A 26,603-nucleotide genomic window follows, 5' to 3' on the forward strand; every position below is an offset into this window, starting at 1 on the left:
GGGTCTCCTCGCGAAGCCTGAATCAGATCGCGACACTCACATCAATGGGTCCTGACCCTAGGCCCAGCACACGCAGCCCCCTCGCTCTTAGCAAGACGCTCTAATGCGGTGGCCCATCTTCAGAGATTTGTCATCAATCATGTTGCCGAAGAGGCCTTTGGACATTCGATACCAAGGCGATCCAATGCTGCGTGAAGCTTGGCTCCTGTTACGGGCTGCGAGACAACAATAACGCACCGATCTTTGGCAAACTGCCTCTCGATCTGATCATGGTGATCATCACCTACGGCAAGCACGAAAGGCAGATCGGCATGAAGGGCTCGCAGTTCACGGATGAGCCAAGGCCCCTCACGATCCGTCAGGCTATGGTTCACCACGAGCACGTCAAACAACCCCTGAGCCGAACGAACCTTGTTCAAGGCCTCTAGGGCAGTGGCCGCTTCGTCGGCCACGTAGCCGGCGGCCGTCAGAACTTCGGCCACGAGCGCCCGGATGTTCGGCTCACCGTCGACGACGAGAATGCGCCCAGTGCGTCCCTGGTCGAGCACGTCGCGGATCTTCTGTGCCAGCCCCTGATAGGTGAATGGCTTGGCAATCATGTCGACGCCGGGCTCGAGCCGACCGCCATGCACGATGGCATTCCTCGTATACCCCGAAGTGTAGAGCACCCTTAGGCCTGGTTGCTGTTCCCGGGCAGCCTCAGCCAGCTCGCGCCCAGTCATGCCAGGCATGACGACATCGGTGAACAGAAGATCGATCGCTTCTTTTTGTCGGTCCTGCAAACGCAAAGCCGACGGACCGTCATGAGCCTCCAAGACGCGATAGCCCAGCTCTCGGAGACATTCGACCGTGTAGGCGCGTACGTCGTCGTCATCTTCAACGACGAGTATGCATTCGCGGTGGCGGCTGACCTCCATTCCCTGGGTGAGCGTGGTCTCGTGCTCGGCGGCGCCCTCGGCCGACAACCGGGGCAGGTAGAGCTTGACCGTCGTGCCTTGCCCCTCCTCGGAGTAGACCTTCACGTTGCCGCCGGACTGCTTAACGAAGCCATACACCATTGAGAGCCCGAGACCCGTGCCCTTGCCAACCTCCTTGGTGGTGAAGAACGGCTCGAACACACGGGCGATCATGTCCTTCGGCATGCCCGAACCAGTATCGGTCACAGCTATGACGACGTATTGCCCCGGCGCAACCTCCGCATGCTGCGCCGCGTACTGCTCATCCAGGCGCGCGTTAGCCGTCTCAATGGTGAGCTGCCCGCCACGCGGCATGGCGTCGCGCGCGTTCACGGCCAAGTTAAGAATGGCGCTCTCAAGCTGGTTTGGGTCGGCCTCGACCCGCCATAAACCAGGGCTCGTGACGATCTCCAAGCCGACCATCTCGCCCAAGGCACGGTTAAGCAGGTCGGACATTCCGACTACCAGCTTGTCGACGTCGATTGCTTTGGGTGCCAACGGTTGACGACGGGAGAACGCCAGCAGACGCTGGGTAAGGGCAGCCGCCCGTTCTGCACCCTTCAGCGCGTTATCCAATGCTCGCGTAGCACGAGCATCCGAGAAGTTCGCCGCCGCGAGCGCGCGATTGGCCATATCGATGTTGCCCGTGACCACCGTCAGCAGGTTATTGAAGTCGTGCGCGATGCCACCGGTCAACTGACCAACCGCTTCCATCTTCTGAGCCTGTCTGAGCGCCTCCTCGGTTTTGGCACGCTCGGCAACCTCAGCCACGACGCGATGCTCAAGCGTCTCGTTCAGCTCCCGAAGGCGCTCCTCGGCAGAGCGCCGCTCCTCAATCTCGCGCTGCGCGGCCTGGTACAGGCGAGCCTTGTCGACGGCGATTGCGGCTTGCGCGGCAAGCCCGGTCATCAGACGCTCGTGGCGTTCGGTAAAGCGTTGTGGCTCCGAATGTCCGAAGAATAGTCCTCCAATCACCTCTGAGCCACCCGTCATCACCGGAACGGCCAGGTAACTTCGCACAGGCAGATGGCCCTGTGGCATCCCAAAATGCGGATCGTTCTTGCCGTACCGGGCATCGACCAGGATGTCATCGGACCGGATCACCCCGTCACCTTGGAACGTTGGCTGAAACACGTCCGTCGCACGTGGCATCGGAAAGTTCTCGAACGCCGAACGTTCCACGCCTGATAGCGTGTAGAGCATGTAGCTCTCACCCGCGTCATTCAGTACGTTGTAGAAGAACGCGCCGAACTGTGCCCCGGTTAGCTCCACGCTGGCGTCGGTCACGAGCTGCACAATACGATCAAGTTCCAGCTCCGCCGCCACGGCCTGACCGACCTTGTTCAGCGTTTCGAGCGTGCGAGTCTCCTCTTGGAGCCTCTCGTAGGCATCGCGGCGGTCTGCCTCAGCCGCCTTCTCCTCGGCTATGTTCCGTGCCTCAATCACCGTTCCGATCGGTCGGCCGCCGTCGTCAAGAACGGGGCTAGCCGTGAACGCTACGGGATAGAAGCTACCGTCTGGCGCGACGAACAGCTCCTCGCCCTGCATATGCGCGCGCTCGGGAAACGCCCGATCGATTGGGCATTCGTCGAGGGGATAGTGCGAGCCATCCGGCCGCTTGTGATGCACAACATCATGGAGGGGACGGCCCTGCATCTCGGCAAGGCTGTAGCCCGTCAGCTGCTCCGCCGACGGATTGGCATAGATGCACTGCTGCCGCTCATCCATCAGGAACACGGCCATGCGCGTGTTGGCCAAGATGGCATCTAGGCGCCTTGAGGCTTGGTCCAGGGCCGCTTCTGCACGATGCGTCGCTGTCACGTCCCGCGAGATTGAAAGGATCTTCTCGGGCTTTCCGTCAGCACCATTGATGGGAGTGACCGCCACATCCCACCAGCGGGGGTTACCTTTCGCCGTTGTCGCGAAACCTTGAAAATGACCAGGTTGTCCGAGCCTCGCCGCGTTCACTGCCGACAATGCTCGTTCGCGGTCGGTCCCCGACCAGAAATCCGGCCAGTAGGCTCCGCGGATCAACTCGAAGTCGTCTACCTCCATGACGCACATGCCGCCTTCGCTTAGGAACTCGAGGCGGGCATCAAGATCGAGCACCTTGATGCAATCGGCTGAGCTAGCGAGGACCTTGCGATTGAACTCCTCACTGGCCTGAAGTGCAGCGGTTGCCTTGTGCCGCTCAGTTACATCGCGGTAGAAGACTGCCAAACGGTCCTCGAGCGGATATACGCGTACCTCAAGCCAAACGTCATGACGATCCGACAGATGATGGTATTCGAACGTGGAAGGTTGCCCCGTCCGTAGTGCCTCCTGATACGCCTCAAACTTTGGAAGGCGGTCGGACTCAGGCCACGCCTCAAGCACGTGCTTCCCAACCAGCTGATCGCGACTGCGTCCGTCGATGCGAAGGCCCTCAGCGTTGATGTCCAGGATTTGCAACCCGCTATCCAGGACCGCGAACCCCTCCGTCATGCCGCTTAGAACGCGCGTTAGCTGCTCTTGCGCAGAATTGGTAAAGCCGGGTTTTGCCGATGGTAGGTCAGAGTTATGAGGTTCAAACGACATTCGACAGAACTTCTCAAGGGTCGCCCCCCCCGGGGATGGCACGACGTAGTGGGATCATTCGAACCTCGCAACAGCCCCGGTCGCTCGTGCCGTACGCTACGATGACCAGGCCGCTGGATACAGGTATAGCGCAGGTCGACTTTCTCGATTTTCCCACGTGAAGGCGCTTTCACGAGGACGTGATTGGTCCCAGGCCTCAGCTCAGTCTGGGTAGCGGATGGGTTAACGGCGGCGGTGACCGTCTTTGCTACTCCAAGCTGTTGATTTCAAATAGCTTCCCAACCTGCTAGAGAGGCCTTCGTAATGCGGGGGTCACAGGTTCGAGTCCTGTAAGCGGCACCATCCTCTCTCCATTCATATAAGCGGGTGCTTTGGTGCGATCGTCTGTCGCGCCCGGGGTGGCGCGTTGGCGCGACATGGCTGATGCTGCGAGCGGCGCCTGTCGAAGCGGGCGCGGCGGGAGAGGAGAGCGTATGGCGGTCGCTGGTTTGCCTAAGGTGCTGGCGTTCGACGTGTTCGGCACGGTGGTCGACTGGCGCACGAGCGTGGCGCGTGAGTCGACGACCTTTCTGCAACGCATCGGTCGGGCGGATATCGACGCCGTGCGCTTCACCGACAAGTGGCGCTACCGCTATCTCGACGTCATGAAGCGCTATCGTGAGACAGGGCGCGACTTCACCGTACTCGATGTTTTGCACCGCGAAATGCTCGACGAGACGCTGCGCCACGAGGGTGTCGATCCCGCCGATCTTGCGCCGGCGCTGTTGCAGGACTGGACGTTCGCCTGGCGGCGGCTCGCCCCTTGGCCCGACAGCGTTGCTGGGCTCACGCGGCTGAAGACGCGATTTCCGATCGTTACGCTGTCGAACGGCAACATCGCGTTGATGCTCGCGCTGGCGCGGCATGCGGGTCTGCCGTGGGACGCGATTCTGGGCGCGGAGGTGACGCAGGCGTACAAGCCTGACCCAGAGGCCTATCTCGGCACCGCGCGTATCCTGGGGGTGGCCCCCGGCGAGCTGTGCCTCGTCGCCGCGCATCACAGCGATCTTGCCGCGGCGCGCGCGTGCGGCCTTCGGACTGCCTATATCGCGCGACCCGATGAATATGGCGGCCGACGGACCGCGGACGAGGAAGCGGCGCAGGAGTGGGATTGGTCGGCGGACAGCCTGGTGGCGCTGGCCGACGAGTTGGGGTGCCCGCCCGCCGCGTGAGACCGAGCGCACTGGTGCATCTTCACCGTATTGGCCGCGCGCCATTTCGAGCGGGCGCGCGGCGGTTCGGGACGACGGATCAGTTGAGCGGTTCGCCCGAGATGGTGATGCGGTGCATCAGCCGGCGGTGGCCGTGATAATCGTTCATCGCGCAATGCCACGTCGAGCGATTGTCCCAGATCGCGATCGAGCCGGGCGACCATTGCAGCCGGCACTGGAATTCCTCGCGCATCGCGACCTGATAGAGATAGGTCAGCAGCGGCTGGCTTTCCGCGCGCGTCCAGCCCTCCAAATGCAGCGTGAAGGCGGGATTGACGTAGAGGATCTCGCGTCCGGTGCGCGGATGGCGGATGACGACGGGGTGGACGGCGTGGGTACGCACGTCGTGCCCCTTCAGGTCGGCACCCTGGTCGGTCTTCGCGTAGATGCCGTCGGCGCTGTAGATATGGTCGGCCGAATGGACCGCGCGCATCGTGCGCAGCGTCGCCTTCATCCCTTCGGACAGCGAATTGAACGCGGCGGACATGCTGGCGAACAGCGTGTCGCCGCCGCTCGGCGGGGTTTCGCGCGCGAGCAGGATCGAGCCCATTGCGGGCACCTGATCGTAGCTGTGATCGGTGTGCCAGCCGCCGCCGATGTTGGTTTGCTGGTTCTCCGCCTTGCGCACTTCGGCGATCTCGGAGTGCCCACCGTTCGCCGGGAAATAGTTGTTGATGTCGATTGTCCCCCAACGGCGCGCGAAGGCGATATGCTGTTCGGGGGTGAGCTGCTGATCGCGGATAAAGACGACGCCGTGATCGGCGAGCGCGTTGCGCATTGCGGCGAAGGTGCCGTCGTCGAGTTGGTTGAGATTGATGCCGGTGAACTCGACGCCGATATGCGGGGCGATCTTGCGTTCGGCGGCGTGCGCCAACGTCTGCGAAGCCATGGTCCTCTCCTCTGTCTTGCTGCATCGGCTTTTATGCGAGTCGCGCACGTGGCATTGTCACCCATGTGACAATTGCCGACGATCTGATGCCGCTGTTGGCGCGCAGTGGCTGGTTCGTGCGTCAGCCGGCCGCGCTGCAGCGGCGGCTGGCAGCGGCGGGGCGCGTCGTGTCGCTGGCGGCGGGGCAGTGGGTGTACAGCCAGGGGGACGAAGGCACCGGGCTGTGCGCGCTGCTGAGTGGCGCGCTGCGGCTCGAGGTGGCGCTCGACGCCGAGCGCGACGTGCTGATCGGCCTCGCGACGCCGCCCGCGATCCTGGGGCAGACGCGACGGCGCGGCGGCGGGCCGCGGATCGTGACGACGCGCGCCAACGTGCCGTCGCGCGTACTGCTGATCGCGGACGATGCGCTGGAGATGGTGGCGGTGGCGGAGCCCGGCGTGTGGCGCGCGGTCAACGAACTCGTCTACGCGCAGCTCGAGGAGATGACGCGCGTCGCGGCGCGGCTGCTGATCCAGGGCCCGGCGGCGCGGGTCGCGTGGCGCCTTCTGCAGATCGCCGACGGGCCCGAGGCGAAGATCGGCCAAGCGGATCTGGCTGAATTGACCGGCCTGTCGCGCAAGACGGTCAATGCGCATCTCGCGGCGTTCGAGGCGGCGGGAGCGATCACGCGCGGGTATCGCGGCGTGCGCATCGTCGATGCGTCGGCGCTTTCCCGGATGATTAGGTGACGATCGATATTGCGAGTTAGTCGCAGATACGCTAGCGGGCAGTGATGGCGAGCAGGGGACCGGCCGAGTGAGCGACGGGATGGTGCAGGACGCGCGGCACGTGCGCGTGCAGCGCACCGCGCCGTCCGCCGCGCCAACAGCAGCGCCGCGTGCCAAGCGGCGGGTGCGCGCGACGTTCCTGAAGCAGGTGCATCTGTGGCATTGGGTGAGCGCGGCGCTGTCACTCGCCGGGATGCTGCTGTTCGCGATCACCGGCATCACGCTCAACCACGCCGCCTCGATCGGCGCCGAGCCAAAGGTGACGCGCGCCGAGGCGGTGCTGCCGCCCACGGCAATCGCGGCGCTGCGCGTGGCCCGGCCGGCGGGCGCGGCGCTGCCCGCGCGGGTCGCCACGGCGGTGACGGCGGCGGTGGCGCTCGATCCCGCGGGCCGGGCCGGCGAGTGGACCGACGAGGAAGTCTATGTCGCGCTGCCCGGACCGGGGCGCGACGCATGGGTGAGCATCGATCGCGCGAGCGGCAGGGTGGAGGCGGAGACGACGTGGCGCGGCTGGATCTCGTACGTCAACGATCTGCACAAGGGCCGCAACACGGGCGATGCCTGGTTCTGGTTCATCGACGCGTTCGCGATCGCCTGCATCGTCTTCACGCTGACCGGGCTGCTGCTGCTGCAGCTTCACGCCCGGCATCGCCCGTCCACCTGGCCGCTCGTGGCGACGAGCCTCATCCTGCCGCTGCTGCTGGCCGTGTTCCTGATCCATTGACGTGAGAGCCGAGAGAAGCCCCATGCGCCCTGCCTGTCTGCTTGCCGCCGGCGCGATCGCCGCGCCGATCATCGCCGCCCCCACCAATGCCGCGGCGCAGACGGTGAGCGTCACGATCCCGCGGCTCAACGTCGCCGAATATCACCGCCCGTATGTCGCCGGGTGGCTCGAGCCCGCGGCGGGCGGCGCCGCGCGCACGGTGTTCGTCTGGTACGACATCAAGAAGCGCGGCGCGGAGCCCGGCACCAAGTGGCTCGCCGACCTGCGCAGCTGGTGGCGCAAGGGCGGGCGCGGGCTGGCGCTGCCCGCTGACGGGGTGAGCGGCGCGACGCGCGCGCCGGGGACGTACCAAGTGCCGCTGCCGCGCAACCTGCCTGCGGGGCAATATGTGCTCAACGTCGAGGCGGCGCGCGAGACGGGCGGGCGCGAGCTGGTGCGCGTGCCGATCACGCTGCCCGGCCGCGGCGGCAGCGCGACGGGCAGCACCGAACTCGCCGCCGTCACCGTTCGCTGAGAAAAGGACACACGATCATGCGCCTCTCCACCCTGCTGCTCGCCGCCGGCGGCGCGATCATGCTCGCCGCGCCGGCGCTCGCGCATCGCCAGTGGCTGCTGCCGTCCACGACGACACTGGCGGATACCAACCAATATGTGACGGTCGACGCGGCGGTATCGAACGACCTGTTCTATCCCGATCACGTCGCGATGCGGCCCGAGCAGATTAAGGTGTGGACCCCCGACGGCGCGCCCGCGGCAATCGAAAACGCCGCGACCGGCCGGCACCGCACGACGTTCGACGTCAAGGTCGACAAGCCCGGTACGTGGAAGATCGGCACCGAGATGGCGAACGTGATGGGCAGCTTCACGCTGAACGGCGAGACGTGGCGCGTCGGCGGTCGGCGCGGGCCAATGGGCGGGCCGGGTGCGGCGGGAACGCCGGCGGGTGCTGCGGGTGCCGCGCGGCCGGCGCCCAAGTTCGTCGCCACCGCGGCCGAGATCCCGGCGGGCGCGACCGACGTCAAGCTGACCGAGGTGCTGAGCCGCAACGCCGTGTTCGTGACGGCGGGTGCGCCGAGCGAGGGCGTGTTCAAGCCGACGGGCAAGGGGCTGGAGATGCAGCCGGTGACGCACCCCAGCGCGCTGGTGGCGGACGAGGAGGGGCAGTTCCGCTTCCTCGTCGACGGCAAGCCCGCCGCGGGGATCAAGGTGACGGTGGTGCCCGGATCGAAGAAGTTTCGCGCGAGCGAGGACGCGCAGGAACTGACGACGGGCGCCGACGGGCTGCTGCGCGTCAAGTGGCCGGTCGCCGGCATGTACTGGCTGAGCGCCAGCGCGAGTGACGCAAAGGCGAGCGTGCCGCGCGCGACCGAGCGGCGGATGAGCTACACCACCACACTGGAAGTGCCCGCGCCCTGACACCTGACGAGGCAGGCACGCCGCCGCGGCTCGCAGTGCCGCGGTTGCTCTATCCCGCGGCGCTGGCGGGGTGGGACGCGGGGGCGAGGCTCGCGACGCTCGGCGGCGCGGCGATGGGCACGACATGGGCGATCCGCCTCGTCGCGCCGCCGGGCGACGACCTCGCCGACTTGCGGCGTGAGGTCGAGGCGCTGCTCGCGCGGCTCGTGGCGCAGATGAGCCACTGGGAGCCGGCGTCGCTGCTGTCGCAGTACAATCGCGCACCCGCCGACAGCTGGACCGCGCTGCCGCGCGAATTCGCCGCGGTGATGGCGACCGCGCTCGACGTAGCGGCGCGATCGGACGGGGCGTTCGATCCGGCGATCGGCGCGCTCGTCGACCTGTGGGGCTATGGCGCGGTGCCGGCGGCGGGCGTGCCGGATGCGGCGGCGATCGACGCGGCGCGGGCGGCGGGCGGGTGGCAGCGGGTGCGCTTCGATCGCGCCGCGCGGCGGCTGTACCAGCCCGGCGGCGTGCGGCTCGACCTGTCGGGGATCGCCAAGGGCTATGCGGTCGACGCGGTCGCGGCGCTGCTCGCATCGCGCGGCGTGCGCCACTGCCTGGTCGAGATCGGCGGCGAGTTCGTTGGGCGCGGGATGCGGCCCGATGGCGATCCATGGTGGGTCGAGCTCGAGACGCCGGGCGGCGTCGCGGTGCCGATCCGCGTCGCGCTGCACCAACTCGCGGTCGCGACCTCAGGCGATTACGTGCGCGGGCGTCACACGATCGATTCGCGGACGGGCCATCCGGTCGACCATGCGCTCGTCGTCAGCGTGCTCCACGCCAGTGCGATGGTCGCCGACGCCTGGGCGACCGCACTCGGTGTGCTCGGCGCACCCGCGATGGTCGATCTGGCAACCAACGAGCGGCTGGCGGTGCGCGCGCTGCTGCGCGAGGGCGACCGCGTGCACGAGTGGATCAGCCCCGCGCTTGCGGAGATGCTGGCGGACTGACCAGTGCCGCCGTGAGTTACTGCGCGAGCCGGACGATCTTGACGCGAGTGCCGGGCGTGAGCGGGTCGGTCGATTTCCCGCCGTTGAGCAAATCGAACAATGCGCGCGGCGCGGCGTCCGCGTTCAGCGCCGAGAGGCTCGCGCGCGTGTCACCGGCGCGGACGGGAACGACGCGCACGAAGCGCGGGCGCAGCCGTGCCGCCTCTTCCGGAGACAGCCGCCGGAACGAGGCGAATAGCGCCGCCACCGCCGCCGCATCGGCATTCGCCGGCGGGGAGGCGACGATGAAGTGATACGCCTGGCCGTCGCCCCCATCGTAGACCGCGATCGACAGCGGCACCGCGCCGTCGCGCACCGCCAGCCGCAGTCGCAGCAGCACCGCGGGGATGCCGTTGATCACAGTCGAAACGGCGTCGTCGAGCGTCGCTGGCGCATCGCCGACAATATGGTTGGCGAGCGCCTCGGCATGCGCCTCCAGCGTTGGCGCGGCGAGCGGTGCGCCGCCGAACTCGCCCGAGATGCCGTTGGGGCCGGTAAGCCGGATCGCCTGCGGGCCGTTGGTCAGCGCGAAGCCCGGCGGCGCCTCGAACGAAATGCGCATGATCGGATGCGCGAAACGGCGCCCGAGCACGAAGCCCTGTTCGGGATCGTCGCCCCACAACAGGCCGTCGACGGCATCGAGATAGGCGTCGGCGCGCTCAGGAAGCTCGTCGTCCTTCAGTCCGGTATCGTCCGCCGCGTCGCGCGCGCGAGCGATGCGATGCTCCGTCGTCGGGTGGCTGAGCGCCCATTCGGGGATGCCGCGCGCGGTGTCACGCCGCTCGGCAGCGGTGAGGAACGTCTCCTGCCGCTGGAGCGCGGCGAGCATGTCGCCGGCGGCGTAGACATCGTAGCCGGCGCGCCGGAGATAGCGGATGCCATAGTCGTCGGCTTCGTATTCCTGCCCGCGCGAGTAGCGCAGTGTGAAATATTGCGCCGCCTGACTGGCGAGCCGGGTGAGCCGCTCGGACCCGGTGACGCTCACCGCGATGACGCCGAGCGTGCGCCAGATCGAGCGCTGCTGCTGGCGCTGTGCGTGCTGCGCGGCGATGTGACCGACCTCGTGGCCGAGCACGGAGGCGAGTTCCGCCTCGCTCGTCACCACCGCGAGCAGGCCACGTGTGACGTAAATGAAGCAGCCGGGGACGGCGAAGGCGTTGACGACGTCGCTGTTGACGAGCGTGAAGGTGCATTCGCCGGGCGTGCCGGCGGCGGCGGCGATGCGTTCCCCTACGGCGGCGACGTAGCGCGCCTGCGGCCCGGCATAGGCGCCGCCGAACTCGGCGAGCAGCTGCGGATGCTGCTGCGCGCCGATCGCGCGTTCCTCATCGGTGATCTCGGGCGCGGCATCGGGCGCGCTGCCGCCACAGCTGGCGAGCAGCAGTGCGAGCGCGGTGGCGAGGATGCGCCGTGTCACGAGCGGCTGAGCAGCCGGCAGGCGCGCCGCGTCAAACCGGCCGATCCCGCCGATCCGATTCGCCGCGAGAAGAATAGAGCCATCGAGCGCGTCCTGCCTTTCCGCCAACCGCAACGGTCGAGCCGCCATCCGGTTCGATCGCGCGCGGATCGATTGGGTAGCTTGGGCGATCAGGCGGCTGCGGGGCGGGCGCGATAGCGCGCGAGATCGCGCTGATAAGCAATCAGCCGCCGCTCGATCTGTTCGCGTCCCGCCTCGCTCGCCGCGCCGCGCAGCGCGAGCGCGTAGCCGTAGCCGACGCTCGCCTCGATCTCCTGCACCTCGATCGCGCCCAGCACCCAGGCGAGCATCGCGGCGACATAGACCGCGTCGAGCGCGCGCAGCAGCGGATCGATCTCGATTTCGGGCAGCAACGTGCCCTCGGTGCGGGCCTCGCCGAGCAGCGCCCACCAGAAGCCGTAGCGCTGCGGCGACTGGAGCTCGCCGCGCAGTTCGCCGCCGTCGAAGCGCAGCGCCTCGGTCCACAAGGTGCGGTAGAAATCGGGATCGTCGGCGAGATAGGCGAGCGTGATCGACACCGCCTGGAAGATGCGGTCGACCGCGCCGACGCGGTGCAGTTGCGAGAAACGCTCATGGAACTCGCGCACGTCCTCGAGCAGCGCGATGACGATCGCGCGCTTCGATCCGAAGAGGTTGTACGGCGTCGTCAGCGACACGCCGGCGCGCGCCGCGATCGCGCGCATCGACAGACCCGCGTCGCCCGTTTCCTTGATCAGATCGCGTGCCGCGGCGACGATGCGCCGCCGCCGCTCCGCCTTGGCGTCCTCCCGCCGGCTCATCGTGCTACCCGAGGCATCCTTCACCCTAAGCGGCGATCGCGTGTGCGGCAACATGCCGCGCATCGATAACCATAACGCGTTCCGCAAAGATCGCTGGCGTCGCCCGCGCCGCGCGCTTAGCATCGCGCCAAGGATCTGGGCGAGGAGAGGCTTATGGCAGGCGACAAGATCAGGTTCGGCGCGTTCATCGCCCCGTTCCATCCGTTGAACGAGAACCCGACGCTGGCACTGGAGCGCGATCTCGACCTCGTCGTGCACATGGACCGGCTGGGCTATGACGAGGCGTGGATCGGCGAGCATCACTCGGCCGGATACGAGCTGATCGCGAGCCCCGAGCTGTTCATCGCCACCGTCGCCGAGCGGACACGGCATATCCGGCTGGGCACCGGTGTCTCGTCGCTGCCGTATCACCACCCGCTGATGCTGGCCGATCGGATCAACCAGCTCGATCATATCACGCGCGGGCGGGTGATGTTCGGCGTCGGCCCGGGCGCGCTGCCGTCCGACGCGTTCATGATGGGCATTCCGGTCGCGAAGCAGCGCGACCGGATGGACGAGGCACTCGACGTGCTCGTGCCGCTGCTGCGCGGCGAGCAGGTGACGCGCAAGACCGACTGGTTCGAGCTCAACGAGGCGCGGCTGCAGATGCTGCCCTATACGCGCCCGTCGGTGGAGATCAGCGTGGCGAGCCAGGTATCGCCGTCGGGGGCTAGCGCGGCGGGGCGGCACGGGCTGGGGCTGTTGTCGATCGGTGCGACGCAGAGCGGCGGGTTCAACGCGCTCGCCTCCAACTGGGCGATCGCCGAGCAGCAGGCGGCGGAGAGCGGCGCGCGCGTCGACCGGCAGCAGTGGCGGCTGGTGGGGCCGATGCATGTCGCGGCGACGCGCGAGGAAGCGCGTGCGCAGGTGCGCTTTGGGCTCGACAAATGGCTGTATTATTTCCGCGAGGTGGCCGCGCTGCCGCTGGCGCCGAGCGACGGCAGCGATCCAGTCGACGCGTTGGTCAGTTCGGGGATGGCGGTGATCGGCACGCCCGAGGACGCGGTGCGGCAGATCGAGCGGCTGCGCGAGCAATCGGGCGGGTTTGGCGCGTTCCTGATGATGGACCACAATTGGGCCGAGTGGGACAACAAGAAGAAATCGTACGAGCTGATCGCGCGCTACGTCATGCCGGAGGTGAACGGCGAGAACGCCAATCGCCAGGCGTCGATCGACTGGGCGGCGGCGAACCGCCCGCGCTTCATCGGTGAGGCGCAGGCCGCGGTCGGTGCGCGGCTGGCGGACCATATCAACCGCAAGGGAACGGAGAACATCCGGCCCGAGATCCTCGCTGCGATGGGGCTCGACAAGAAATCGGAGGCGGCGGAATGAGCGGCGCGGCATTCGCATCGGCAGCGAACGGCCGCAAGGCGATCTTCATCACCGGCGCCGCATCGGGGATGGGGTTGGAGACCGCGCGACTGTTCGCGGCGCAAGGCTGGTTCGTCGGCGCGTTCGACGTCAACCAGATCGGGCTCGACCGGCTACGCGACGAACTGGGGGCGGACAATTGCCTCGCCCGGCGGCTCGACGTGACCGACCGTGAGGATTATCGCGCCGCGCTCGACGAATTCGCCGCGGCAACGGGCGGGACGCTCGACCTGCTCTACAATAATGCCGGAATCGGCCGCGGCGGGCCGTTCGCCGATCAGCCGTGGGACGGCGTGCTGGCGGTGGTCAACGTCAACTTCGTCGGCGTGCTGACGGGCATTCATCTCGCGATTCCGCTGCTCAAGGCAACGCCGGGGTCGCTGTGCTTCACCACCTCATCCTCCTCGGCAACCTACGGCATGCCGATGATCGCGGTCTATTCGGCGACCAAGCACGCGGTGAAGGGGCTGACCGAGGCGCTAGCGATCGAACTGAAGCCCTACGGCGTGCGCGTGGCCGACGTGTTGCCGGCGCTGATCGATACGCCGATCCTGCCGGAGGGCGCCGCCGCCAATGCGCCCAAGCAGGGGGTGTTCCGCGCCATCCCGCCGCGCGAGGTGGCCGAGACGGTGTGGGAAGCCTATCATTCCGACCGACTGCACTGGTACGTGCCGCGTGAGCTTGTGCGGCTCGACCATATGGCGACGCTGGAGCCCGAGCGGACGCGCGACGCGATGGCGGCGGGCACGTTGTTCGCGACGATCGACGCCGACGTGGCGGCGGCGACGGCGGTGCCGGTTGAGGCGACGGCAGGCTAGCCGCGCTGGCGTAGCGCGCCGTCGGGGTAGCCCGAGGCTCGGTTCAGAACTCCAGCGTGAGCGTGCCGCCGACCGGCACGGCGCCCCATCGTGCGGTGAGATCGGCGAGGCGTATACGGATCGCGGCGACGTCTTCCGGCGATACCGGCGCGGCGGGGTGGTCGCGCGCGTCGCAGGCGTGCGCGTACGTCGCCAGAAGGTCGGCCGCGGGAACCTCGCCACCCCATAGTTCGGCCTGGAACGTCTCAACCAGCCGCTCCACCGCCTCCTCGCTGGCGCCGGCTGCCATCGCGAGCGCCGGCGCCGCGCCGTCCGCCACGTGCGACAGGAAGCCGCGATGCGCGAGGATGCTCTCGACGGCGTAGTGCACCATGTCGTGCGGGATGATGCCTTGTTTGGGGCAGTCGATCCGCTCGGGCGGGCGACCCGGGCGGGTGACGACGAGCGCGTCGTACTTGCCGGCGTGCTTGGTGAAGGCGAGGTGCATCCGCGCCGTCTGCCGCAGCTCTGCCGCCCGATGCAAGCGGCGGCGGCGATCAGGCGGCGAGCATGTCCGCCTGCGCGTCGAGGCCAAGACGCGCCATCAGCTCTGGTCGGTCGGGGCCGGGCTTGGGGGCGTAGGCCGCGGCGTTGCGCTTGGCCCCTCGTGCCCAATAGCCGAGCACGCGCCCGAGATTGGCAGGGCGCTTCAGCCATGCCTCCGGGTGTTCGAGCATGTGGAAGCCGCGCATCATCGCGCGCATCAGATCGACGTCCGATCGCGCGGCGACGGTGATCCCGTCCTCGATGAAGCTCTTGGCGAGGCGCGCCTTGATCCGCGGGCGGTGACCGGGCGTCAGCGTGGCGCGCGCGCGGCGGATCGCGGAACGATCCTGCTTGAGCATGAGATCGTAATAGGGCTTCACCTCCGCACGCAGCCCGCCGTCGTAGATGAGCAGGCGCTTCGCGGGATCGGCGGTGGTGTCGAGCGCGCGGCGCAGCACGCCCGCGCTGACCGCCGCGAGGGAACAGCCGCGCCCGTACAGCGGATTGGTGCGCACCAGCGCGTCGCCGATCGCGAAATAGCCGAGCACGGCGGGCTTGCCGTCGCTGACGAGCGTGCGCCAGCGGCTGTGCAGATCGCCCATGCCGATCACCCTGCCAACGGGTTCCGACGTCACCGGATCGACCCACGGCGCCATGCCGGGCATCGCGAGGCAGATGCGCTGGAACATCTCGCCGTCCATCACCGCGAGGCGTAGGCCGTATTCGATCTCGGGCACGCACAGGGTGATCGAGAAGCGCTGGTTGTCCGCCGGGAAGACGCCGAACTTGAGGTAACCGAGATCGCCCGAGGCGGCGATCTCGCCGCGCGGTGGCTCCTCCTGCCCATCGCGCAGCCGATAGTGGCGGGTGAAATAGAGCACGCCAGCGGTTTCCGCCGTCTCACCGATCGGCGCGCCGGCCTTGATCAGCTGCTCGATCAGGTTCGCCGCCTTGCCGCCGGCATCGACGACGTCGTCGGCGGCGATCTCCTCGCGCCCCGCCGCGGTATCTGCGACGACGCCGGTCACGACGATCGTGCCGCGCGCGTCCTTGTGGCTGACGAGCTCGCGCACCTTCACGCCGCTACGGATCGTGACGCCGGGCAGCCGCTCGACATAGCGGCGGATGACGAGTTCGAGCGTGGTGCGGCGGCTCGTTAGGATCGTCAGATCGGCGTCGCCTGGCTGCGGCACGTAGCGGTCGCGCAGCGCGGGCGGCAGCATGTCGGCGAAGGCGATGTCGCGGCAGCCGGCGGCGTAGAGATCGGCGAGCAGCTGCGGATGCTCGTCGCGGATGATGTTGCGCAGCCGCGCGAGGAACGCGTGGCTCTGCCGCAGCTGGCCGACGCCGCGGCGCTGCCACTGGTCGAAGGCGACATCCGGACCGCCCTCCGGGGGCGCATCATCGCGTTCGAGCAAAGTCACCTCGCGCGTTTCGCCGCCGAGACGGAGCGCGGTGCACAGACCCGCGATCCCGGCACCGACGACTAGGATCCGCTCACGCTTCGCAGCAGGCGTGGCAGCGACTGGGGCAACCATCGATTCCTCCTTGATCCGATCGTTCCGGGGATAGAGCGATCCACGGCGAAACGCAACAAATACGAACGTGTTATGGTTTTGGGGATTGCGCGGGCGGGGTGGCTGCGGCACGATGCGTCGCGACGATCCGGCCCGAGCCGGACATTCCCAGCCGAGAGGATGGCGACGATGCGCGCAGTGGTGAGACGCAATAAGCAGCTGGTGTGCGACGAGATCGCCGATCCCGTGCCGGGGCAGGGCGAGGTGCTGGTGAAGACGCTGGCGTGCGGCATCTGCGGGTCCGATCTCCATGCCGTGCACTCGTTCGAGAACATGCTCGAGCTCGGCGCGCGCACCGGCGAGAAACCGAAGACCGATCCAGCGCGCGACATCGTCTTCGGCCACGAATTCTCCGCCGAGATCCTGGATCACGGGCCGGGCACGCAAAAGACGTTCAAGGCCGGCACGCACGTCGTGTCGATGCCGATCGCGATGAAGCCCGAAGGCTATGAGGCGATCGGTTATTCGAACAGCTACCCCGGCGGCTACAGCGAGCGGATGGTGCTGAGCGAGGCGCTGCTGCTCGAAGTGCCCAACGGGCTGTCCGACGTGCAGGCGGCGATGACCGAGCCGTTCGCGGTGGGCGAACATGCGGTGGCGATGTCCGCCGCCGGGCCCGATACGGTGCACCTCGTCATCGGCTGCGGTCCGGTGGGGCTGGCGGTGATCGCGGCGCTCAAATCGCGCGGGCTGGGGCCGGTGATCGCGTCCGACTTCTCGCCCGCACGCCGCGCGGTGGCGGAGAAGATGGGCGTCGACGTGATCGTCGATCCGGCGAAGGAGTCGCCGCATACCCGCTGGAGCGAATATGGCGTGCCGCGCACCTCGACCGAGCGGATGGCGGCGATGGTGACGGGCAAGGCGGGCAAGAAGGCGGTCGTGTTCGAATGCGTCGGCGTGCCGGGCGTCATCAACCATATCGTCGAATCGGTGCCGGTCGGCACGCAGGTGATCATCGTCGGCGTGTGCATGGAAACCGACAAGATCGAGCCGTTCCTGTGCATCAGCAAGCAGATCGATTTCCGCTTCGTACTTGGCTATTCGGGCGAGGAATTCGCCGCGACGCTGGGCAAGATCGCCGACGGGACGATCGACGTGCTGCCCGCAATCACCGACGAGGTCGGGCTGGACGGCGTGGCGGCGGCGTTCAAGGCGCTGGGCGATCCCGAGCAGCAGTGCAAGGTGGTGGTGCGCCCGGAGATAACGGCGTGAGCGGCGATCCCGTCGCGCCGCCCGCGCTCGCGAAAGCGATGCCGCCGGTGCAATTCGCCGACGTCAACGGCATTCGCATGGCCTATTACGAAGTCGGCGCACGCGGCGACGGCGTGCCGGTGATCTTCTGCCACGGCTTTCCCGAGCTCGCCTTCTCGTGGCGGCATCAGCTCGATGCGTTCGAGAAGGCGGGGCGCTGGGCGATCGCGCCCGACCAGCGCGGCTACGGGCTGACCAGCCGGCCGGAGCGGATCGAGGACTATGATCTCGAGCATCTCACCGCCGATATCGCCGCGCTGATGGACGCGTTGGGGATCGAAAAGGCGATCCCCTGCGGGCACGACTGGGGCGGCATGGTCGTGTGGCAGTTCGCGCTGCGTTACCCTGAGCGGTGTGCGGGCGTGATCGGCGTCAACACGCCGTTCCTGCCGCGCGGCGACGTGGATCCGATTGCTGGCATGCGCGCCGTGTACGGCGACGACATGTACATCGTCTGGTTCCAGAAACCGGGCGAGGCGGATGCGGCGCTGGCGGCCGATCCCGAACGCTCGATCCGCTATTTCATGCGCAAGCCGCAGATGACGCTCAAGGAATATGAGCAGCTGCCCGCCGAGCAGCGCACGCTGGCGCTGGGCGAGGGGCTCAAACTCTACGACGCGGAGGCCGACACGCAGCAGTTCCTGAGCGACGACGAGATTGCCGCCTTCGCCGAGACGTTCGCAGGCACGGGATTTAGCGGCGGGATCAACTGGTACCGCAACTTCACACGCAACTGGCAGGCCTCGGCGAACCTGGTCGAGAAGGTCGACGTGCCGTCGCTGATGGTGATGGCGGAGAATGACGTGGTGCTGAGCCCGGCGATGGCGGAAGGGATGGAACGCTACGTGCCCGATCTCGACAAGGTGCTGATCGAGAAATCTGGGCATTGGACGCAGCAGGAATATCCGGCCGAGGTGAATGCGGCGCTGCTGGGATGGCTCGACAGGAAGTTTCCGGTTGGGGGCGGATGACCCATCCTGGTTGGCGGCGGGATGACGACGCCTAACTGCGAAAGTTGACAAATTTTGCAGCATCTACCGTGCAGTAGGTCTTGATGACGCAAGACGATCGCTCCCCGCTGCTTGGCTGCGCCGCGGTACTCGTTGCCTCGGTGCTGCTGCTGTGGTTGGCGGGCGGGCATTACGCGTGGAAGTTTGAAAAGAGCCGGATACCCAGTCGTCTGACCGTGGAGAGAAAACTCTTTTCAGAGGAGAAAATTTGGGGGTTAGGGCCGGGTGGAAATGAGACCAGGCTAATTGTCTATGAACTAAGCATCTCGGATGCTGCCCGACTCATGCAATTCGGTAATTCGCTTGATAGTGACGAAAAGATACGATCCGCGATGGGGAGGGCGGAGCCTGACTATTATGAGTGGGGGAGAACCCCGATCCCAGCCTTCGATAGAAACGATGACGCACAGCAGAAGCAGCATCCCACACTAGAATCTTATAACGCGAGAATAGCCGACTTTTTGGATCGTTATGGCTTCCACATAGAAACTGACCCATCCATTGAGCGGAGTGTTGATGAGCTAATCTCCGCGCCGGGTTCGTTCCACGCGGCGGGTCGCGGGGGATCGTTGATAATTGTTTCTCCGGCTCGCAAGCGGCTGGTGTTCGCATACGCCGGTTAGCTCGTCCGCTAAGTTAATGCGTGACAGAAAACCGGCCTGGTAGAGGTGGCTATGACCGCTTGCCCCCCAAACCGGTCATCCAGCGAACGCGCGACGCGCGTCATCCCCTCACTCAAACCCAACGAACCGCGCCGCTTCGCTGACCGGCTTGCGGCGGGAAACGACGGCGTTGGCGGGGAAGGTGTCGTCGGGCCAGCCCATCGCGACGCAGGTCTGGATCACCTGATCGTCGGGAATGCCGGCGTGTTCGCGCACGACGGGCGACTGCATGATCCCTTGGCTGTTGATGACGCAGCCCAGGCCGCGTGACCAGGCGGCGTTGACGAGCGCGTTGACCACGGCGCCGCAATCGAACGGCGCGATGTCACTGCCCAGCAGCACGCGATCGTAGGTGACGACGATCGAAACCGGCGCGCCGAACTGGCGAAAGCCGCGCAGCACCCAGTCCTGCCGCTTTTCCTTGTCGTCGCGCGCGATCTCCATCGCGCCGAACAATTGCTTGGCGATCTCGATCTGCCGTTCGCGGTGCGCGCCGCCATATTGCTCGCCGGTACGGAATTCGCGCGATTCGGGGACGCCGGCGAGCGTGCGGCGCGCGTTCTCCTCGCGGATACGGTCGAGCGGCGCGCCGGTGACGACGGTGAAGTTCCACGGCTGCGTGTTGAGCGACGAGGGCGCACGGCTGGCTAGCGCGATGATCTCCTCGATCAGCGCCCGCGGCACCGGCTTGTCGAGAAACCCGCGGATGCTGCGGCGGCCGTTGACGACCTCGTCGTAGATCATGTCGCTCTCCTTTTGCCCGCAGCCTTAACCGATGACACGCACGCGCCAAGCCAAGGAAGGATAGGCGGGGGCGTAGCGACGCTTGTCGCCCCTGCACCCCGCCGGCATGTTCAGCGTCAGGCAGCGAGCATCCGCTCGGTCACCATGCGTTCGAGGATGGTGAGCGGCATCGCGCCGTCGCGCAGCACCGCGTGGAAGGCGCGCGGATCGAAGGCCTCGCCCTGCTTCTTCTTCACCGCGTCGCGCAGGCGCACCCAGACGGTGTGACCGATCTTGTAGCTACACGCCTGTCCCGGCCAGACGGTGTAGCGATCGATCTCGTTCTGGCTGCGGCCGCGCGCGATGCCGGTGGTGGCGATGAAATAGTCGGTCGCCTTCTCGCGGCTCCAGCGCTTGTGGTGCATGCCCGAATCGACGACGAGACGGGTCGCGCGGAATAGGAGCGACTGGAGATAACCGACCTGGCCGAGCGGATCGCCGTCGAACATCCCCATCTCGTCCGCGAGCTGTTCCGAATAGAGCGCCCATCCCTCGGTATAGCCGCTGAACCCGCCGCGCCGACGGATCAGCGGAATGTCCTGCGATTCGAGCGCGGTCATCACCTGCAGATGGTGGCCGGGCACCGCCTCGTGGTGCGTTAGCGTTGCGAGGCCGAACTTGGGCCGATCGAAACTGTCGCGCAGGTTGATGTAGTAGATGCCTGGGCGCGAGCCATCGAGCGCGGCGTTCTGGTAATAGCCGCCCGGCGCGCCCGCCTCGATCGACTTGGGCACGCGGCGCACCTCGACCGGCGCCTTGGGCAGCGTCGCGAATTGTTCGGGCAGCCGCTTCTGCATCGCGATCACCTGTGCATTGAGCTGCGCGATCAGCTGCTCCTTGCCGACATCGGTATTGGGATAGACCTGATCGGGGCGCTTGTTGAGCGCGACGAGCCGCTCGCCGACGCTGCCCTGACTCATGCCCTGCGCCTTGAGGATGCCGTCAATCCGCGCGGTGATCTCGGCGACCTGCGCGAGCCCGAGGCGGTGCACTTCCTCGCCCGGCATCGCGACGGTCGTCGCCGCCTCGACCGCGGCGGCGTAATAGGCCTCGCCGTCGGGCAGGCGCCACACGCCCGCATCGTGGCTTGCCTTGCCACGCAGCTCGGTGACGAGCGCGCGCTGGCGATCAAGCGCGGGGAACACCTGCTCGGTCATGATCGCGGTCGCCTGCTGGACGCGATCGGCGGGAAGGCTGGCGGCCTTGAGCTTCGCGGCGAGCGCGGTGACGGGCACCGTCTGCGCGGGCGACTGATCGCGCAAGCTGCCCATCAGCTTGAGCGTGGTATCGAGAATGTAGTCGGGCGCGAACACGCCGCGCGCGGCATCGGCACGCTGGCGATCGGTGTCCTGATCGATCGCGGTGGCGAAGGCGGCGACGCGGGCGAGATAGGCGTCGGCATCGGCCGCGGTCCTGATCGAATGTTGCGCCTCGAGGAAATCTGGCGTGTCGCGATACGCGCCGGTGAGCTGCGTCAGCACATAGGGCGCGAACCGTCCCATGCTGGCGCCGTAGGTGAACCGTTCCGCCCCGGCGATGCCGCGCTGGAGCTGATACGAGACGACCTCGTAATCGATCTTCGCGGCGGGCGAGAGCGACGCGGGGTTGATCGCGCGCAATTCGGTAAGCTCGCGCTTCGAACGGGCGAGATCGTCGGCGACGCCCTTGGCCGAGCCATCGTTCAGCCTGGATTTCAGTGCGGCGCGCTCGCCGGTATCGAGGCCCAATGCGGTGGCGCCCTCCGGATTTTCCGCGACGCGATCGTAGAAGAAACGATCGAGGAGCGCGTGGAGGCGGGCGTCGTTGGGATTAGTGGCGGCGGCGGCCGGTTTGGCCGCGTTCTGAGCGGCGGCGGGGAGGGCGGCGGTCAGCGCGGCGGCGCCGGTGCTGCCGATGAAAGTGCGACGATCCATGATGTTTTTGTCCTTATACGATCTCGGGCCGGTTCATCCGCTGTGCGGCCTGAATCGCGACTGAAGCGTCGTCCCGGTGGCCGCGGCCGGGGGACGACGCATGGCTATGTCCGACGCGCCTCGCCGGTACGCGCGGCCGCTCAGTTCGTCGGCGTTTCCCAGAAATAGGCGCCGCGCTTCGCGCTGCCGGTGGTGACTTCGTTCAGCGTCTTCGCGTCATAGAGGCGGCCGCCGAGCATGACTTGGCGCACCTTGTCGCTGTTGCGGATATCGGTGGTGGGATCGGCGTCGAGCACGACGAGATCGGCGAGCTTGCCCGGTTCGAGCGAACCGATGTCCTGCGCCATGCCGAGCGAGCGGGCGGGGACGATCGTGCCCGCGCGCAACGCCTCGATCGGCGTCATGCCGCCGCGCACGAACGACCAGAGCTCCCAATGCGCGCCGATCCCGGCCTGCTGGCCGTGCGCACCGATCGAGACGAGCACGCCGCGCTTGGCGAGCTTGTTCGCCTCGCGCGCATTGTCATCGTCGACGTAATCGCCCTCGGGCGCCATCTGTCGCCGCGCGGTGTCGGCGCGCAGCTTGGCGGGCGGGGTGTGCGCCTGGAGCAGCGGGTTGGCGAAGACGTCGGTATGCTGGCGCCAATAGGGATCGCCCGCCAGCCCGCCGAAGGTGACGACCAGCGTCGGCGTGTAATTGGTCTTCGACGCGGCGAAGAACTGCTGGATGTCGTCGTAAAAGATTTCGAGCGGGATGTTGTGCTCGAGCGTCGAATTGCCGTCGGCGATGTGCGTGACGTCGAGCCCGTAGAGCGAGCCGCCTTCCGCCACGACCTGCATGTTCTCGCGCCGTGCGGCCTCCGTCACCTGCTGGCGCTGCTCGCGGCGCGGCTGGTTGTAGTTCTTGACGCTGTGCCCGCCCTGCGCCTTCAGCCGGCGGACGTGCGCCAGCGCATCGTCGAGGCTGTCGATCTGCGCGTACACGTCGGCCGCCTTGGCGCCGTACACCACCTCGCCGGTCGAGAAGATGCGCGGGGCGAGGATCAGCCCGGCGCGCTGATATTCGGACGCGGTGAAGATCTCGCTCGAGCGGTTCGACGGATCGTGGATCGTCGTAGTGCCGAGCGCGAGGTTCTGCATCATCGACCAGTTGCGCTGCGGCACCAGCTCGTCGGTGCCGGCGGGGCCGTGGGCATGCGCGTCGATCAGCCCGGGGATGATCGTCTTGCCGGCCGCATCGATCGTCGTCGCGCCGGCCGGGATGGCGGTGGAGGCGCGCGGGCCGACCGCGACGATGCGGTCGCCGCGGATCACGATCACGCCATCCTCGACGATCCCGCCGTCCGCCGCCGCCGGCCCGGCCATCGTCACCAGCTTCGCGCCGGTGATCGCGAGCGTCGCGTTCGGCTTGGCAGCGGTTTCGTCCATCGCCAGCGATACACCGCTCGCGGGCGCAGTGAACGACGGCGCGCCGTCGCCGCGCGGCGCGTCGGCGAAGAGGCGCGCGGTCTCGACGGTGTAGAGCGTCGGCCCGAGGCTCCAGTGCAGCCGCGTGCCGTCGTTCGACCAGTTGATATAGTCCGCGCCGCCCGCGCTGACCTTGGTCACCGGCAGCGCCCGCGCATCGGGTGACAGGCCGACCGACTGGCCGCCCGGCATCAGCGGCACGACATAGGCGGCGTAATTCTGGCGAAACGCGACGTACTCGCCGGTCGGCGAGACGATATAGTCGGTCGCGAGCTCGCCGCCGGCGTGGACGCGCTTCGCCTCGCCCGACAGATCGGTGCTGACGAGCTGGCGCACCGACTTGCCGTCCTTGCGCTCGTCCTCAAGCATGAACAGGCGGTCGTTTGCGGCGCCGAACTGCGGCGCCGCCGCCCCGCGCGCGACGCGGGTGATCGCGCCGCCGGCGGTGGCGATGCGATAGACGCCGGGATCTTCACCCCATTTGGGGCTCGTGAGGCCGCCAGCGCCGGTGCGCTCGAACACGATCGTCTTGCCGTCGGGCGAGAAGCGCGGCCGCGCATAATGGCCGGGCTGGCTCGTCACGTCGCGCGGGCTCCCGCCGCCCGCCGCGACGGTGCGCAGCCGGCCGAGCCCGTCGTCGGTCCAGCTGACGAAGACGAGGCTCTTACCGTCGCGCGACCAGCTGGGGAACAGTTCGAACCTGTCGTCGCCGCGTGTCAGCCGTCGCGGGGTGCCGCCGGCGAGCGGTTTCACCCACAGCTTGCCGAGCGTTTCGAACACCACCTGCCGCCCGTCGGGCGAGACGCTGGCGAAACGCGGCATCGCGGTGGTGAAGCGATCGGGCGCGACCGCGATTTGCGGATGCGGTCCGTCGATCACCCCGCGCGTGTCGTTGATGGTGAACGGGATCTCGCGTGCGTTGGTGCCGTCGGCGTCGATGCGGCGGATCCTGCCCTTCGCCCAGAACACGAGGCCCTGACTGTCGGGCAGCCATGCCATGTTGGGATAGACGCCGGTGACCGCCCAGGTCTCCTGCACGTCCTGGTCGAGATCGTCGTAGATCTTGCGCTCCTCGCCCGACGCCAGATCCTTGACGTAGAGCTTAGAGCGCGTCGCCTCGCGGCGGACGAAGGCGATCTTGCGGCCGTCGGGCGAGGGGGTGGGGCGCACTGCCCCGCCCGCGCCGGTCACCGCCTTGGTCACTTCGCCGGTGTCGAGATCGTAGCGCTCGATATCGAACAGGTCGGTGTTCGAATCCTGCGCATATTCGAAGATCGGGCCGGGCGTGACGTTGCGCGTGTAGAAGACCGACTTGCCGTCCGCGGCGTAGATCGGCTCGCCCAGTTCCTTCTGGTGCGTCTCGTTCGGGCGCTTGACCAGCACGACACCGGCGCCGCCCGAGACGTGGTACATCCACACCTCGCCAGTGCCGAGCGAGCGCCCGGTGGTGAAATGCTTCTTGGCGACGATGAAGCGGCCGTCCTTGCTCCAGCTCGGCTGATTGAGCAGGCGGAAGTCTTCCTTCGTCACCTGCCGCTTGTCGCTGCCGTCGACGTTCATCACCCAGATGTTGTCGCCGCCGCCGCGATCGGAGGTGAAGGCAATGCGGCGCCCGTCGGGCGAGAAGCGCGGCTGCACCTCATAGGCGAGCCCTTCGGCGATCCGCGTTGGCGTGCCGCCCGCGATCGGCATGGTGTAGATGTCGCCGAGCAGCGTGAAGGCGAGCGTGCGACCGTCGGGGCTGACGTCGACGTCCATCCAGCTGCCTTCGCTGGTGCGGATCGGCACCTGGCGCACGGTGGCGCCGTCGGGGGCGTTGACGTTCCACTTCGGTGGCTTGCCGGGCGTGGCGGCGGCGGCGGCGGCGGCGGCGGCGGCGGCGGGAGCGGAGGCGCTAGCCGGGGTAGGAGCAGCGGCCGGGGCGGAAGCGGGTGCAGGCGCGGGCAGCGTGTCGCGCGGCGGAGCCTGCTGCACGCTGCGATCCTCGGGTGCCTGCGTTTGTGCAGGCGTCGGCTGGGTCGGCGCGGTGACTTGCGCCGGCGCGCCGTGCGCCGCGAGCGCCGTGAGGGAGACGAGCGACGCCGCGTAGAACTTCATGAAAACCCCCAGGAACCGGCCGCAGGAAAGAACGGCAAGAAGATTGCCCTACTATGCGCCGCGCGCGGCGGGTGGCAAGGCACGCGCGACGAGCCGAACGGCCGCAGGCGGGAGAGGATGATGAACGAACGTTGCGTGCTGATTGCCGGCGCGAGCGGGGTGATCGGGCAATCCGCGGTGGCGCGCTTCGCCGCCGCCGGCTGGCGCGTCCTTGCGGTGTCGCGCCGCGCGCCCGACGTCGACGCTGGCGTGGCGTACGAGCACGTATCGCTCGACCTGACCGACGCCGACGCCTGCCGCGCGGCGGCGGCAAGGTTCGCGGGGGTGACGCACGTCGTTTACGCCGCGCTGTACGAGAAGCCGGGGCTGTACGCGGGCTGGTTCGAGACGGACCAGATGGAAACCAACCTCGTGATGCTGCGCAACCTGATGGAGCCGCTGCTCACTGCGGCGCGCGGGCTGCGGCACGTCAGCGTGTTCCAGGGCACCAAGGCCTATGGCGCGCACCTCCACCCGATCGCGCTGCCGGCGAAGGAGGATCGGCCGCGCGACGCGCACGCGAACTTCTACTGGCTGCAGGAGGATTGGCTCCGCGCACGGCGGGCGGACGCCGACTGGGGGCTGACGATCTGGCGGCCGCAGGTGGTGTTCGGCGGCGCGACGGGCGTAGCGATGAACATCGTGCCCGTACTCGGCGCCTATGCCGCGATCTGCCGCGAACTGGAGCTGCCGCTGGCCTATCCCGGGCGGCCGGGCGCGGTGAGCGAGGCGGTCGATGCCGATCTGATCGCCGACGCGCTCGCCTGGGCGGCAGATGCACCGGCCGCGGCGGACGAGACGTTCAACATCACCAACGGCGACGTCTTCACCTGGGCCGATGCGTGGCCGGGGATTGCGCGGGCGGTCGGGCTGGAGGCGACGTACAGCGCGCCGTTCGCGCTGGTCGACTTCCTGCTGACGCACGAGGCGGTGTGGGATCGGCTGGTTGCGCGCCATGGCCTGCGCGCGACTCCGCTGCGCGCGCTGCTGGGCGAATCGCATCATTACGCCGACCTGCTGTTCGGCGTGCACGCGCCCGATCATGCCGCACGCGCCCCTGTGCTGGTCAGCACGATCAAGCTGCGCCAGGCGGGGTTCGGCGCGTGCACCGATACCGACGCGATGTTCGTCAAATGGCTGGCGCGGCTGGCCGAGCGGCGGATCGTGCCGCCGCCCGGCGCGTGAC

Annotated in this window: 21 protein-coding genes; 12 read left to right on the top strand and 9 right to left on the bottom strand. The window is 67.7% G+C overall.

All coding sequences use genetic code 11. The annotated features are described in order from the left end of the window. Window positions 1–137: 137 nt before the first annotated feature. Window positions 138–3,533 carry a PAS domain-containing protein gene (locus B7L05_RS00005; RefSeq protein WP_085808175.1) on the bottom strand — a complete coding sequence of 1,132 codons (3,396 nt, stop codon included), beginning with the start codon at window positions 3,531–3,533 and terminating at the stop codon, window positions 138–140. Between the two features lie 473 nt (window positions 3,534–4,006). Between B7L05_RS00005 and B7L05_RS00010 the strand changes: the two genes are divergently transcribed. Next, window positions 4,007–4,744, top strand: coding sequence for a haloacid dehalogenase type II (locus B7L05_RS00010; RefSeq protein WP_085808176.1), 738 nt, complete (start codon window positions 4,007–4,009; stop codon window positions 4,742–4,744). Window positions 4,745–4,823: 79 nt separating this feature from the next. Here the strand turns inward: B7L05_RS00010 and B7L05_RS00015 are convergent, their stop codons facing one another. Further along, a complete protein-coding gene (locus tag B7L05_RS00015) occupies window positions 4,824–5,672 on the bottom strand; it encodes a TauD/TfdA family dioxygenase (protein WP_085808177.1) in 849 nt (282 codons plus the stop codon). 65 nt (window positions 5,673–5,737) lie between these two features. On the opposite strand from B7L05_RS00015, the gene B7L05_RS00020 reads away from it, so the two are divergent. From B7L05_RS00020 to B7L05_RS00040, 5 genes are all read left to right on the top strand, one after another. Continuing rightward, window positions 5,738–6,400 (top strand): Crp/Fnr family transcriptional regulator, encoded by a 663-nt coding sequence (locus tag B7L05_RS00020; protein WP_085808178.1) that lies wholly within the window; start codon window positions 5,738–5,740, stop codon window positions 6,398–6,400. A 79-nt stretch (window positions 6,401–6,479) separates the two neighbouring features. Beyond that, entirely contained in the window at window positions 6,480–7,163 is a 684-nt protein-coding gene (locus tag B7L05_RS00025; protein WP_085808179.1) for a PepSY-associated TM helix domain-containing protein, read from the top strand. Window positions 7,164–7,185: 22 nt separating this feature from the next. After that, on the top strand, window positions 7,186–7,677 hold the full coding sequence (locus B7L05_RS00030) for a DUF2271 domain-containing protein (RefSeq protein WP_085808180.1): 492 nt from the start codon (window positions 7,186–7,188) through the stop codon (window positions 7,675–7,677). 17 nt (window positions 7,678–7,694) lie between these two features. Beyond that, complete coding sequence (locus B7L05_RS00035) at window positions 7,695–8,579, top strand: DUF4198 domain-containing protein (protein ID WP_085808181.1); 885 nt, start codon at window positions 7,695–7,697, stop codon at window positions 8,577–8,579. A 35-nt stretch (window positions 8,580–8,614) separates the two neighbouring features. Further along, the gene (locus B7L05_RS00040) at window positions 8,615–9,571 is read left to right on the top strand and encodes an FAD:protein FMN transferase (RefSeq protein WP_307718240.1); all 957 of its coding nucleotides are present in this window, start codon (window positions 8,615–8,617) and stop codon (window positions 9,569–9,571) included. A gap of 16 nt (window positions 9,572–9,587) precedes the next feature. Here B7L05_RS00040 and B7L05_RS00045 read toward each other — a convergent pair whose 3' ends face one another. After that, window positions 9,588–11,156, bottom strand: a complete 1,569-nt coding sequence (locus B7L05_RS00045) for a M48 family metalloprotease (protein WP_085808182.1) — start codon at window positions 11,154–11,156, stop codon at window positions 9,588–9,590. Between the two features lie 41 nt (window positions 11,157–11,197). Beyond that, window positions 11,198–11,866, bottom strand: a complete 669-nt coding sequence (locus B7L05_RS00050) for a TetR/AcrR family transcriptional regulator (protein WP_179187070.1) — start codon at window positions 11,864–11,866, stop codon at window positions 11,198–11,200. Between the two features lie 153 nt (window positions 11,867–12,019). On the opposite strand from B7L05_RS00050, the gene B7L05_RS00055 reads away from it, so the two are divergent. After that, on the top strand, window positions 12,020–13,237 hold the full coding sequence (locus B7L05_RS00055; RefSeq protein WP_085808183.1) for an LLM class flavin-dependent oxidoreductase: 1,218 nt from the start codon (window positions 12,020–12,022) through the stop codon (window positions 13,235–13,237). After that, window positions 13,234–14,094, top strand: coding sequence for an SDR family oxidoreductase (locus B7L05_RS00060; RefSeq protein WP_085808184.1), 861 nt, complete (start codon window positions 13,234–13,236; stop codon window positions 14,092–14,094). Before B7L05_RS00055 ends, B7L05_RS00060 begins: the two co-directional genes overlap by 4 nt. A gap of 43 nt (window positions 14,095–14,137) precedes the next feature. Here the strand turns inward: B7L05_RS00060 and B7L05_RS00065 are convergent, their stop codons facing one another. Then, window positions 14,138–14,617, bottom strand: coding sequence for a hypothetical protein (locus B7L05_RS00065; RefSeq protein WP_256926535.1), 480 nt, complete (start codon window positions 14,615–14,617; stop codon window positions 14,138–14,140). A gap of 13 nt (window positions 14,618–14,630) precedes the next feature. After that, a complete protein-coding gene (locus tag B7L05_RS00070) occupies window positions 14,631–16,157 on the bottom strand; it encodes an NAD(P)/FAD-dependent oxidoreductase (RefSeq protein WP_085808185.1) in 1,527 nt (508 codons plus the stop codon). Window positions 16,158–16,337: 180 nt separating this feature from the next. Between B7L05_RS00070 and B7L05_RS00075 the strand changes: the two genes are divergently transcribed. The 3 genes from B7L05_RS00075 to B7L05_RS16795 all read left to right on the top strand — a co-directional run bounded on the left by B7L05_RS00075 (window position 16,338) and on the right by B7L05_RS16795 (window position 19,080). Further along, a complete protein-coding gene (locus B7L05_RS00075) occupies window positions 16,338–17,408 on the top strand; it encodes a zinc-binding dehydrogenase (RefSeq protein WP_256926536.1) in 1,071 nt (356 codons plus the stop codon). Beyond that, on the top strand, window positions 17,405–18,418 hold the full coding sequence (locus B7L05_RS00080; RefSeq protein WP_256926537.1) for an alpha/beta fold hydrolase: 1,014 nt from the start codon (window positions 17,405–17,407) through the stop codon (window positions 18,416–18,418). The genes B7L05_RS00075 and B7L05_RS00080 overlap by 4 nt, the downstream gene beginning before the upstream one ends. An 83-nt stretch (window positions 18,419–18,501) precedes the next feature. Then, complete coding sequence (locus B7L05_RS16795; protein ID WP_144037049.1) at window positions 18,502–19,080, top strand: hypothetical protein; 579 nt, start codon at window positions 18,502–18,504, stop codon at window positions 19,078–19,080. Between the two features lie 108 nt (window positions 19,081–19,188). Here the strand turns inward: B7L05_RS16795 and B7L05_RS00085 are convergent, their stop codons facing one another. The 3 genes from B7L05_RS00085 to B7L05_RS00095 all read right to left on the bottom strand — a co-directional run bounded on the left by B7L05_RS00085 (window position 19,189) and on the right by B7L05_RS00095 (window position 25,378). Then, window positions 19,189–19,863 (bottom strand): nitroreductase, encoded by a 675-nt coding sequence (locus tag B7L05_RS00085; RefSeq protein WP_085808186.1) that lies wholly within the window; start codon window positions 19,861–19,863, stop codon window positions 19,189–19,191. Between the two features lie 116 nt (window positions 19,864–19,979). Then, on the bottom strand, window positions 19,980–21,815 hold the full coding sequence (locus B7L05_RS00090; protein ID WP_085808187.1) for a DUF885 family protein: 1,836 nt from the start codon (window positions 21,813–21,815) through the stop codon (window positions 19,980–19,982). A gap of 140 nt (window positions 21,816–21,955) precedes the next feature. Beyond that, window positions 21,956–25,378 (bottom strand): amidohydrolase family protein, encoded by a 3,423-nt coding sequence (locus B7L05_RS00095; protein ID WP_085808188.1) that lies wholly within the window; start codon window positions 25,376–25,378, stop codon window positions 21,956–21,958. Between the two features lie 117 nt (window positions 25,379–25,495). On the opposite strand from B7L05_RS00095, the gene B7L05_RS00100 reads away from it, so the two are divergent. Continuing rightward, window positions 25,496–26,602 (top strand): NAD-dependent epimerase/dehydratase family protein, encoded by a 1,107-nt coding sequence (locus B7L05_RS00100; protein WP_085808189.1) that lies wholly within the window; start codon window positions 25,496–25,498, stop codon window positions 26,600–26,602. Window position 26,603: the final 1 nt, after the last annotated feature.

This window comes from Sphingomonas sp. TZW2008, from assembly GCF_002117915.1.
In the GTDB taxonomy this organism is placed as follows: Bacteria; Pseudomonadota; Alphaproteobacteria; order Sphingomonadales; family Sphingomonadaceae; genus Sphingomonas.